This window comes from Micromonospora sp. PLK6-60, assembly GCF_019890675.1.
Classification (GTDB): Bacteria; Actinomycetota; Actinomycetes; order Mycobacteriales; family Micromonosporaceae; genus Micromonospora.
The window spans coordinates 92,910-104,734 of sequence record NZ_JAIOAA010000001.1 but is presented as its reverse complement, the minus strand read 5'-3'; the positions used below and the strand labels follow the sequence as shown (position 1 = coordinate 104,734).

Below are 11,825 nucleotides of genomic sequence, written 5' to 3'. Positions count from 1 at the left end.
CGATGTATCCGATCGGCGTCAACCCCTGGGTGTGGGCGTCACCTGTGGACGATGCGGCCCTGGCCGAGCTGCTGCCGCGCATCGCCGGCTTCGGCTTCGACGCGGTCGAACTGCCGATCGAGCAGCCCGGGGACTGGGACCCGCACCGGACCCGGGAGCTGCTGGACACCCTCGGACTGACCGCGGCGGGCGTCTGCGCGGTCACCCCACCCGGGCGGGACCTCGTCCACGCCCCGCCGGCCGTGGTCGAGGCGACCGTGGCCTACCTGACGGGCTGCGTGGACAGCGCGGCGGTCGTCGGCGCCCCGTGCGTCGGCGGTCCGGTCTACGCCTCGGTGGGCCGTACCTGGCGGATGACCCCGACCGAGCGGGCCGCCTGCTACGCCGACTTCCGCCGGGCGTTGACGCCGGTCGCCGAGCACGCGGCGCAGCGGGGCGTCGCCATCGGCGTGGAGGCGCTGAACCGGTACGAGACGAGCGTGGTCAACACGATCGACCAGGCGGTGGAGCTGATCGACGGGCTACCCCCCAACGTCGGCCTCATGATCGACACGTACCACATGAACATCGAGGAGGCCGACCCGTACGCCGCCCTCGCCGCCGCCGGCCCGCACATCAAGCACGTGCAGGTCAGCGGCACCAACCGGGGCGCACCCGGCGCGGACCACCTGGACTGGCCCCGGTTTCTCGCCGCCCTGGCCGCGACCGGCTACCGGGGGGCGATCTGCATCGAGTCGTTCACCCCGGAGAACGAGACGATCGCGACCGCCGCCTCGATCTGGCGTCCCCTCGCCCCGTCGCCCGACCGGCTCGCCGTCGACGGCCTGGCCTACCTCCGGGAGGTCCTCCGCCGAGGGTGACCACCACCGCCGCCCGGCCCCACCCCACCACCACCGCCACCAGGTAAGGAGACCCCCGTGTCCGTACCGTCATCCACCCCGCCCAGGCGGGTGCTCGCCGCGGTCGCGGCGGCGGCACTGACCGCGGTGACCACCGCGACCGTCGTGGCGGCGTCCGCCGCCCCGGCGGTGGCCGCCACCACCACCCTCTACGCCTCCCCGTCCGGCAGCGGCAGCACGTGCAGCGCCGCCCAGCCGTGCTCGGTGACCGCCGCGCAGACCGCGGTCCGCACGCTGAACGGCGCCATGTCCGGCGACATCGTCGTGCAACTGGCCGACGGGGTGTACCGGCTCTCGACGCCGCTGCGGCTGACCGCCGCCGACTCCGGCACCAACGGCTACCGGGTGGTGTGGCAGGCGGCCCCGTCGGCCCGGCCCGTGCTCAGCGGCGCCCGGGCGGTCACCGGCTGGTCGCTCGTCGACGCCGGGCGCAACATCTGGCGGGCCACCGTCGGCGCCGGCGTGGACAGCCGGCAGCTCTACGTCGACGGGGCCGTCGCCACCCGGGCCCGCACCCAGGTCAACCGCGCCGACTTCACCGCCGACAGCACCGGCATGCGGTTCACCAACGGCGCGTTGACCTACCTGAACAACCTGGCCAACCAGAGCCGGATCCAGCTGGAGAGCGTCAACTCGTTCACCGACCGGTACGTGTCGGTGCAGAGCATCAGCGGGAACCAGATCCGGATGCAGCAGCCCGGCTGGAGCAACAACAACTTCGGTTACGACACCTTCACCAGCCCGCACCGGGCCGGGCCGCTCTACCTGACCAACGCCTACGAGTTCTTGGACGCGCCGGGGGAGTGGTATCTCGACCCCGGCACCGGGGCGCTCTCCTACATCCCGCTGGCCGGGCAGAACATGAGCACCGCCCGGGTGGAGCTGCCCACGTTGCAGTCCCTGGTCCAGATCGGTGGGACGTACGACGCCCCGGCGCACCACGTCACGCTCACCGGGATCACCTTCACCGGCACCAGCTGGCTGGGCGCGAGCAGCAACCAGGGCTACGCCGACCAGCAGACCGGCGCGTACATCTACGGCAACTGGAGCTGGCCCGGCTTCACCACCTGCCACAACGGCTGCCCCCAGTTCGAGGCGACCCGGCCGAACTGGCAGCAGATGCCGGCCGCCGTGCAGGTCTCGGCCGCCAACAACATCACCTTCAGCGACTCGCAGTTCGTGAACCTGGGCCAGACGGCCATCGGGATCGGCAACGACGCCAACGCCCACGGCAGCGGGGTCGGCCTCGGCGCCAGCAACATCACCGTGACCCGCTCCGAGATCGCCCGCAACTCGGCCGGCGGCATCGTCGTCGGTGGGGTACGCGCCGACGCCCACCACCCGAGTGACCAGCGGATGGTCAACCGGGACATCACGATCAGCAACAACCGCCTGCACGACCTGGGCATCGAGTACCGGGGCATCGTCTCGGCGCTGGCCACGTACGTCACCAACGCCACGATCTCGTACAACGAGGTCTACAACATGCCGTACACCGGTCTGTCCATCGGCTACGGCTGGGGTTCCAACGACGCCGGCGGCAGCAACCACTACGCCGACCGGGGCCTGTACAACTACCAGCCGCGCTACGGCACCGCCACCACCGCGGCCAACAACCGGCTCATCGGCAACTACGTGCACGACGTGATGCAACAGATGAACGACGGCGGGTGCGTCTACACGCTGTCGGCCAACCCGGGCGCGCTGATCAGCGACAACTACTGCCTGCGGACCAACGGCTACTTCGGGCTCTACTTCGACGAGGGATCCCGCTACTACACCGCCCGCAACAACGTCTTCTCCGCGACCGGCACCTGGGCCACCGCGAACTACTGGTTCGCGGAGAACATGGGCAACTTCACCGTCACCAACAACTGGTCGACGAACGGCAGCACCAACGTGACGAACGGCGACCGGGGCAACGTCGTCTCCGGCAACGTGACGGTGACCAACGGAAACTGGCCGGCGGGCGCCCAGGCCGTGATGGCGGCGGCCGGCCCGCAGAGCGGCAGCGGCGGGCCGCAGAGCGGGCAGATCGTCGGCGGCGGATCCGGCCGGTGCCTGGAGATCGGCGGATCGAGCACCGCCAACGGCACTCAGGCGCAACTGTGGGACTGCACCGGCGGCACCAACCAGCGGTGGACGTACACCGCCGGCCGGCAGTTGATGGTGTACGGCAACAAGTGCCTCGACGCGTCCGGCCAGGGCACCGCCAACGGCACCCCGGCGATCATCTGGGACTGCAACGGCCAGCCGAACCAGCAGTGGAACGTCAACGCCAACGGCACGATCACCGGCGTCCAGTCCGGGCTCTGCCTCGACGCCAGCGGCAACGGCACCGCGAACGGCACCAAGATCCACCTCTGGGCCTGCCACGGCGGCAGCAACCAGCAGTGGAGCCTGCGCAACTGACCTCGTCAGGTGGTCGGCGAGCGGTTCTCCCCAGCCGGGAGGGCCGCTCGCCGGCCTCAGTCGGCCGGGTCGGCGGCGGGGGCGTCGGCCGGCGCGGAACTCTCGTCCGCGGGCGGGGTGGGCTTCGTGGTCTCGGGCGGCTCCGGCGCGGGCGCGGGCGGCGTGGTCGGCGCGGTCGACGGCGCGGGGTCCTCCGGCGGGGGCGGCGCGGCCGTGGTGGGCCGCGGCGACGACGCGCCACCCGTGGGCGTGGCCCCCGCGTCGCCGCTCGGCCGCGGCGGTGACGGCGGCGCGCTGCCGCGGGTCGGCTCGCCGGCCGGCGTGCTCCGGCGGGCGCCCTCGCCCGCCGAGCCACCAGCCGGAGCGGGCGCGACCGTATCCGGTCGGCGCGGTGCGTCGCCGGGGGCGGCGCCACCACCACCGGGGGCCGGCAGCTGACCGGCGGTGGCAGACGACCCGTCCGCACCGGCGACGGTGACCAGGGCCGAGGAGTTGCGGCACGGCACGCCGGCGAGCGCGAAGCCCTCCGCCGCGGCGCCCGCGCCACCGGTGTACGTCCCCCGCAGCGGCACCCGGACCTCGGCCGTCGCGCCGGCCGGCAGGGGGATCCGGACCTGCTGGCCGGACTGCCAGCGGTCCTGGGGCGCACCGAGCCGCTGGCCGGGCGGGAACCGGAAGGACAACACCCGCTGGCCGGCCGGCTGCGCCCCGGTCGCCTCGACGGTGATCTCCGCGGCGAAGGTGCCGTCCACCGCGCGCTGCGCCGCGTAGGCGACCGTGCAGCCGCGCGCGGCGGGCTCGGACGCCTGCGTCGCGCCCTCCGCCGCGTCCCGCGTCGAGGTGAACCCGGGCAACTGCGCGGCGAGCACCGCGCCGGCCAGCACCGCCGGAACCCCGCCGACCAGCACCGCGCGCCGGACGGGCCGGCGTCGCGCGGCGGGCACGGTGAGCATCGCCGGTGCCGTCGGTGGGGCGACCGCGGCCGCGGACGGCCGCAGCCGCCACGGACCCGCCGGGGCTGTCCTGGCCAGCCGCCGCGCGACGGTACGCGCCGTCGGCCGGACGTCCGGCTCGGCGGCGAGGCAGCGCCGCAGCAGCTCACCCACCCAGTCGGGGAGACCGGCCGCCGCGAGCGAACCCGCCAGCTCGTCGCCGTCGCCGTCGCGCGGAACCCGGCCGGTCAGGCACTGGGCGAGCAGCAGCCCGAAGGCGTAGATGTCGCTGGCGGGCACGGCCGGCTCGCCGCGTAGCTGCTCCGGGGCCATGTACGCCGGGGTGCCGAGGATTTCGCCGCGCCCGTTCACGGTGGCCGCGCCGACCGCCCGGGCCACCCCGAGATCCACCAGCTTCGGTCCGGCGGGGGCGAGCAGCACGTTGCCCGGCTTGACGTCCCGGTGGACCAGCCCCGCGTCGTGCACGGCGGCGATCCCGATCGCCAGGTCGCCGCAGATCCGCACCGCCTCCCGCCAGTGCAGCGGGCCGGTACGACGCAGCCGCTCGGCGAGGTTCTCGCCGTCGACGTACTCGAGCACCAGGAAGGGCAGGCGGCGCAGGCCGGCGGTGCGGGCCTCGCCGTAGTCGTAGACGGCGGCGACGTTCGGGTGGTTCAGCCGCGCGGCGGCGCGCGCCTCGGCGCGTACCGCGTCTCGCCAGGCCCGGTCCTCCACACCCCGCCCGGCGAGCAGCTTCACCGCCACGATGCGGCCGAGGAGTTCGTCGACGGCCCGCCAGACGACCGCCGACCCACCCTGGCCGACCTGCTCCATCAGGCGGTAGCGCCCCGCCAGCAGTCGCATGCTCACCCCACCGTCCTGCCCCGGCGACTCCCACCCGCCCGGCGCCCGTGCGCGCCGGTGATCCCCGTCCGGTCCTCCTCCTACCCCCGCGCCGGGCTGCGAAAACGGTTCGTCTCACCGGCCGGCGGCGGGCTCGTCGGGACACGACGGTCGCGCACGGCCCGCGACGGTGCCGCCGTGTGGGCCGGCCACCGGCGCGAATGGGGTCAGCCGGCCGGGTCGAGGCGCCCCGCCAGCTCACGTACCGCCGCGTCGTACCCCGGGTCGGTGTGGTAGGGCCAGTGCCGGTTCATCGGCGGTGGGACGGTGTCGTCAGCGGGCACGGTGACGGCCAGCGGGTCGCGGAGCCGGCGGTCGACCGTGCCGGCGGGCCCCGACATCCGGGGTGGTTCGCCCGGCCGGTGCGCCGAGAAGATCGGGGCGCCGATCGGGTCGGTGTCCCGCCACAGGTTCACCCACCGCCAGTCGAGCCGGTCACCCAGCTCGTGCAGCGTCGCACTGCCGAGGAAGGCGGGGCAGAGCCGGGCGTAGAGCCGGTGCAGCGGGCTGCCGTGGGTCAGTAACGCCACCCGGGACAGCACCTCCACCGGCAACTGGAGCAGGGTGGCCGCGGCCAGGACCGAGCCGTGCGAGTGACCGGAGAGGATCACCCCGCCCTGGCCGGTCAGGGTGGTGACGCGTCTGGCGAGTTCCGGCACCGCCCGCTCGGCGTAGCAGGGTGGCGCGAACGGGTGCACGGTGCGCGGCCAGAAGGTGCCCAGGTCCCAGAGCGCCGCCACGGTGCGTCGGGTCTCCTCCGACCGGTAGGAGAGCAGCCCGAGCACCAGGATGCCGAGCGCGACCAGGCCGATGACGTAGATCCCGACGTCGGTGACGAGGGCCAGGTCGGTGGAGGCCCGCATGTCCGTGCCGGCCAGGCGTTCGCTGAGCTTCGACGGCCCGATGCCGATCAGGTCCAGGGCGACGACGGTGACGCCGAGCAGCGACAGGACCAGGAAGACGACGAGGGCCGGGTTGAGCTGTTCGGCGACGGCGGCCCGAGCGACGGCCCGCCGGACGGCGGCCAGGCGGGGCAGCGCCTCGGGCGGCGGGTCGGGGAAGTCCCGGCCGACCACCTTCTCGGCCAGCCGCCGTCGGCGGCGCCGCGTCGACACGATCCGCCAGATCGCGGTCACCGCGACGAACAGGACGGCCACCAGCCCGGCCAGCGCCGCCCAGCGGTAGGTGACCGGCGGCTCCAGCGGCGGTGCGCCGGGCGCGTTCGGCCGGGCCGGGTTCGGGATCTCGCCCCGGTCGAGGAAGTCGGCGACCCGGTAGACCAGCGCGGCGGAGAACCCGTACCCGGCCGCGACCGCCGCCGCGGCGAAGACCGGGGCCGCCAGCCCGCTCAACCAGGACGAAGTGGGCCCGGGGCTGCGCCGTCGCTGGTGCAGGGTGGTGGCCACGAGCACGGCCAACAGCGCGGCCTGGCCGGCGACCAGCGCGGCCACCGCGCCCTCGTACCCGGGCAACTGCTCGCGGGGCGGTGGCGGCTCCAGGGGCACCGCGGTGTAGGCCAGGGTCAGCACGGTGAGCGCGATGCCGCTCACCCGCAGCGTCCGCAGGCCGCGCAGGTCGACCGGCCCGCGGCCCGGCCCGGCGCCGCGCCGCCGCGACGGCATGCAGAGCAGGACGACGCAGGCCGCGAGCAGCACCCAGGCCGCCACGAAGAGCACGTACGCCACCGGGGTGGAACGGATGCGGCTCTGCGCCCCGAGCAGGCTCGCGTCGAGCACGCCGAGCCCGACCGCGACGTGGATGCCGCGTAGCCGCTGCACCACGAGCGCGTCGTTCCAGAATCCCGGCCGGTCCAGCCGGTCCTCCCCGCCCTCGCCGCCGGCCCGGGCCTGCCCGCCGCTGGCCGGGAACGCCTCGAACACCCGGGACGAGCGCTCGCCGAGCCACCACAGCAGCCGTAGCGCGCCGAGCGGCAGCAACGCCAGCACCGCCAGGCGCGGCCCGAGTGGCAGGTTCGCCAGCCAGGCCAGATAGGGCCGACCGCGCACGCAGGGGTGGTAGGGCGCGCACTGCCACCCGACGATGTCGATGGTCACGCCGACGATCGAGAGGACGAACGCGGCGGTCAGGGTGCCGGCGAGCAGCCGGCACACCGGTCCGATGAGCCCACCGGACCCGCCGGTCGCCGGCCGGGCCCACACGGCGAGGTTGATCAGCATGAACGGAAGCAGGAACAGCAACGACAGGGTCCGCGCGGCGCCGCCCGCGGTCAGACCACCCCAGCGGTACGCCTCCACCCGGAGGCCGCCCGCCCGGTCGTCGACGCCGAAGCCGGGGCGGGGCCGGTAGAAGCCGGCGTGGTCGTCGCCGGCCACCCGGCTCACCACGGGGTGGTCGAGCAGGGCCTCGGCGGACGTACCGGAGACGCCGTGCACCCGTAACTCGACCACCTCGTGCGCCAACGCCCCGCCTCCCGGCCGCTACCGATCCCGGTTCACGCTAGTGAGAAGGACGGTGGCGGGTTGGACGATTCGCCGCAGACCAGCCGGACGGCGCGTCCGTGCTCAGCCGCGCGGCACACCCGGGGTCGCCGCGGGCCCGGGTCGCGGTGACCGGCCGCCACCGCAGGTGGGCGTACTTCGTTCAGCTCCGCGTGCCGGAAGCCTGCGACGGCGCCCGATCGACCAGCGGCTCCGCCGGTTCCGGCAGGGTGTGGCCGAGTTCCTGGGAGATCTGATTCGCGGTCTCCATCAGCAGCGGGAGGTTGCTCATCAGTTGATCGAGGTTCGCGATGACCTCGATCGCCGTGATGGAGGCCGCGGCGATGACCCGCCCACGCGAGTCCCGCACCGGTGCCGCCACACACATCACATAGGCGTCGTGCTCACCGTTGTCGGTCGCCCAGCCCCGTTCCCGAACGCGGCTGAGTTCGGCCTCCAGCGATTCGCGGTCGGCGAAGGTGGTCTCGGTGAACCGCTCGAAGGTGACGTGGGAGAGGAGCCGGTCGCGTTCCTCGGACGGCAGGTAGGCGAGGATGGTCTTGCCGACGGCGCTCGCGTAGAGCGAGACCGCGCGCCCCACCCTGGACGGCAGCTTCACGGCGTCGAACGCCGGGCTGTCGACCTTGTCGATGTAGATGATCTCGTCGCCGGTCAGTTGCGCCAGGTGGACGGTGTGGCCGGTCGCGCGTTGCAGGCCGCGCAGGTGCGCGGCGGCGAACTGGCGTAGGTCCATCGAGCCGAGCGCCAGCTCCGACAGCTCGATCAGCCCGCTGCCGAGCACGTACGTTCCCGCGCCGGTCCGGCGGACGAAGCGCGCGGACTCCAGGGTCTGCAGGATCCGGAGCGCCGTGGACTTGTGGACGCCGAGCACCTCCGCCGCCTCCGTCAGGGACAGCGGATGCTCCGCGGACCGACGGATGAGGTCGATCGCGCGACGAATCGATTGCGCCAAGGCCGTGTCTCCCCTCCTGCCGTCGGCTGCACCAGTGCCGACGTTGCGTTATGTGCAATGTAGTTGATGCCATGCGCAATAGCTACTTGACACCGTTGCATATGTCGCTACGATCGTTGCAAATTAACGCGCGCGACTCGACCTCTTAACCGGGAGAAACCATGAGGAAGCAGCGCACCCGCCTTGGCATCCTTGCGGCGACCAGTGCCCTCGGCCTGGTCGCCGCCCTCATGACCGGCTGCGGCTCCGACGGCGAGCCCAGCGGTGGCGTCCGGAAGCTCACCTTCGCCGCCTCGACCTTCGGCGACCCCGGGCGCGGGCCTCAGTTGACACAGTGGATCGAAGAGTTCAACAAGAGTCAGGACAAGATCGAGATCTCACCGGCGGCGGTGCCGTACCCGACCTTCGGCCAGACCGTGCTGACCCAGATGGGCAGCGGCAAGGGCCCCGACCTCGTCCGCTTCGACATGCCCGAGTTCGAGGCCGCCTCCGACGCCGGCCTGATCGCGCCCCTCGACAAGATGGTGGACGTCGGCAGGTACGACCTGCTGAAGCAGCCGGACCAGTTCATGGTCCACGACGGTGTCCGGCACGGCATCATCTTCGAGGCGTCGAACTACGCGATGTTCTACAACGCCGACCTCATCCCGAAGCCACCGACCAGTTACGAGGAGTTCTTCGCCACCGCGAAGTCGCTGACCAAGGGCGACGTCTACGGCCTGGCCTTCCGGCAGACCGAGGCCGAGGAGGCCGGTGTGTGGCAGGACATCTTCAACTACGTCCACGGTTTCGGAGGGGCGTGGTCCGACGGCAAGAACCTGACCATCAACTCGCCCGAGAACCTGAAGGGACTGCAGGCGTACAAGGACCTGTACGACGCCAACGTGATCCCGCGGGGCGCGGACGCGGCGACGTTCCGGCGGATGTTCGCCGAGGGCAAGGTCGGCATGGAGCTCAACAACGGCGGGTACGTGACCGCGACCCGCGGCCAGAACCCGAAGCTGAACTTCAGCGTCGCGCCCATCCCGTTCCCCGTCCGCAAGCAGGGTGCGATCCTCGCCCCGATCGTCATCAACGAGGCCAGCCCGGCCAAGGACGAGGCGGCCACCTTCATCCGCTGGGCGTTGGAGCCATCGAACCAGGTCAAGTTGCAGGAGGTCCTGGGCGCGAGCAGCGTCGCGACGACCACCCAGCGCAGCGCCGAGTCGCTGCAGCAGACCCCGTTCCTCACCGTGTTCGACGAGCTCACCGAGTCCAGCCTGCCGCAGGTCGTGCTGGGATTCGAGGCCAAGACGCCCGACATTCGCAAGGTCGTCGTGCAGAACGTGATCGCGGCGCTGCAGGGCAAGGCGGATCTCAAGTCCGCGCTGGACCGGGCCCAGCAGCAGGCCACCGAGCTCGCCGGCTGACAGCCATCGGCGAGGCGACGCTGCCGGCGCCACACCAGCCGGCGCCGGCAGCGCCCCGGCCGGGAAGGACCGAACCCGATGACTGTGCTTGACCGGACCAGGCCCCCGGGTACGACGCGCCGATCCGCACCGCGGCGCCGGCGCAGCCCGCTGGGTAGCAAGTGGACGCCGTACCTGTTCCTGGGCCCCGCCGCCCTGTTCATCCTCGTCTTCCAGGCGGTGCCGCTCGCGCAGGAGATATACCTAAGCTTCACCCGGACGACACTGCTCAACCCGACCCGCAGCCAGTGGCTCGGGCTCGACAACTTCCGCCGCATCTTCGGCGACCCCGACTTCCACCAGACGCTGCTGATCACCTTCGGCTACGTGATCGCCTGCGTCGCCGGCGCGGTCGGCGCCGGGCTGGCCGTCGCGCTCCTGCTCAACAAGGGCTTCCGTGGGCGGGGCGTGGCGCGGGCACTGGTGACCGTGCCCTGGGCCGCCCCCGGCATCGCCGTCGCCCTCATCGCGACCTGGATGCTCAACGCGCAGTACGGCATCGTGAACCGGTTTTTGAACGCGGTCGGCCTCGGCGTTCCGGGCGGCGCGATCCTGGACAGCCCGCGATACGCGCTGCCGGCGGTGCTCGCGACGACCATCTGGCAACTGTTCCCCTTCACCTCCGTGGTCCTGCTCTCCGCGCTGCAGGCCGTCCCGCAGGACCTGCACGAGGCCGCCACGGTGGACGGCGCCGGGCGGTGGGCCACCTTCCGCGCCGTCACCTGGCAGGTCATCAAGCCCACCGTGGGACTGCTCGCGCTGCTCATGACGATCTGGTCCCTGCGGCGGTTCGAGTTGATCTGGCTGATGACCAAGGGCGGACCCGTCGGCTCCACCGAGACGCTCGTCATCGACCTCTACTCGCAGGCCTTCGACTCCAAGGAACTCGGCTCCGCGGCGGCCATCGGCATGGTCGGCGTCGTCATCTCACTCATCGTCATCACCGGCAGCCGCTTCGTCGCCCGCGCCGTGGAGAAGGAGGATGTCCGATGACGCGCTTCCGCCCCGGTCTCACCGCGCGGATCATCGCCGTGCTCGTCGTGCTGGGCGTCGCGGTGTTCCCGCTGTACTGGATGCTCGTCACGGCGCTGTCCAGCAACGGTGACCTGTTCGCCGAGCAGCCCCGGCTCACCCCCGACCTCGGCCGGTTCGAGGTCTTCGTCGACGCGCTGGCCGAAGGCAAGGCGGCCGGCTGGCTGCTCAACAGCCTGGTGATCGCCGTCGGCACGATGGTCCTCTCCGTCGGTCTGGGCATCCCGCTCGGCTACGCGCTGTCCCGGTTCTCGTTCCGGGGGAAGGCGCTGTTGACCGTCGCGCTGCTGTTCACCCAGATGCTGCCCGAGGCGCTCATGGTCGTGCCGCTGTTCGCGCTGTTCCGCCGCTTCGACCTGCTCGACTCGCTGACCGGCCTCGTCCTGGTCAACTCCGCGTTCGTGCTGCCCATCGTCGCGTTGATCCTCAAGGGCGCCATCGACGGCATACCCAGGGAACTGGAGGAGGCCGCCCGCGCCGACGGCGGCCGCCCTCTCACCGTCCTGACCCGCATCAACGTGCCGCTGATCGCCCCGTCGATCGCGGCCACCGCGGTCATCGCCTTCTTCCACGCCTGGAACGAATACGTGTTCGCGGTGACCTTCATCTTCAATCCGGAGTTGCAACCCGCCTCCGTTGGCATAGCGAATTTCATCGGCGAACTGGGCACGCCGATCCAGACGGTGATGGCGGTCGCCTTCCTGTTCACGCTGCCGGCCGTCGCCTTCTACCTGTTGGCGCAGAAATACGTCGTATCCGGTATGACCGCCGGCGCGGTGAAGGGTTGA

At 72.3% G+C, this 11,825-nt stretch carries 8 protein-coding genes; 5 read left to right on the top strand and 3 right to left on the bottom strand.

Features of this window, described 5'->3' with window-relative positions; genetic code table 11:
* Positions 1–2 precede the first annotated feature (2 nt).
* Together K7640_RS00380 and K7640_RS00375 are read left to right on the top strand one after the other, a co-directional pair.
* Positions 3–860, top strand: a complete 858-nt coding sequence (locus tag K7640_RS00380) for a sugar phosphate isomerase/epimerase (protein WP_222952616.1) — start codon at positions 3–5, stop codon at positions 858–860.
* A gap of 57 nt (positions 861–917) precedes the next feature.
* Positions 918–3,311, top strand: coding sequence for an RICIN domain-containing protein (locus tag K7640_RS00375; protein WP_222952615.1), 2,394 nt, complete (start codon positions 918–920; stop codon positions 3,309–3,311).
* A gap of 56 nt (positions 3,312–3,367) precedes the next feature.
* Here the strand turns inward: K7640_RS00375 and K7640_RS00370 are convergent, their stop codons facing one another.
* The 3 genes from K7640_RS00370 to K7640_RS00360 form a co-directional block, all read right to left on the bottom strand.
* A complete protein-coding gene (locus tag K7640_RS00370; protein WP_255607795.1) occupies positions 3,368–5,107 on the bottom strand; it encodes a serine/threonine-protein kinase in 1,740 nt (579 codons plus the stop codon).
* Positions 5,108–5,313: 206 nt separating this feature from the next.
* Positions 5,314–7,566 carry a hypothetical protein gene (locus K7640_RS00365; RefSeq protein WP_222952613.1) on the bottom strand — a complete coding sequence of 751 codons (2,253 nt, stop codon included), beginning with the start codon at positions 7,564–7,566 and terminating at the stop codon, positions 5,314–5,316.
* Between the two features lie 181 nt (positions 7,567–7,747).
* A complete protein-coding gene (locus K7640_RS00360) occupies positions 7,748–8,557 on the bottom strand; it encodes an IclR family transcriptional regulator (protein ID WP_222952612.1) in 810 nt (269 codons plus the stop codon).
* A gap of 161 nt (positions 8,558–8,718) precedes the next feature.
* Between K7640_RS00360 and K7640_RS00355 the strand changes: the two genes are divergently transcribed.
* The 3 genes from K7640_RS00355 (at position 8,719) to K7640_RS00345 (ending at position 11,825) form a co-directional block, all read left to right on the top strand.
* On the top strand, positions 8,719–9,966 hold the full coding sequence (locus tag K7640_RS00355) for a sugar ABC transporter substrate-binding protein (protein ID WP_222952611.1): 1,248 nt from the start codon (positions 8,719–8,721) through the stop codon (positions 9,964–9,966).
* A 78-nt stretch (positions 9,967–10,044) separates the two neighbouring features.
* Positions 10,045–10,998: a carbohydrate ABC transporter permease gene (locus K7640_RS00350; protein ID WP_222952610.1), complete on the top strand. Its 954-nt coding sequence runs from the start codon at positions 10,045–10,047 to the stop codon at positions 10,996–10,998.
* Positions 10,995–11,825 carry a carbohydrate ABC transporter permease gene (locus tag K7640_RS00345; protein WP_222952609.1) on the top strand — a complete coding sequence of 277 codons (831 nt, stop codon included), beginning with the start codon at positions 10,995–10,997 and terminating at the stop codon, positions 11,823–11,825. Before K7640_RS00350 ends, K7640_RS00345 begins: the two co-directional genes overlap by 4 nt.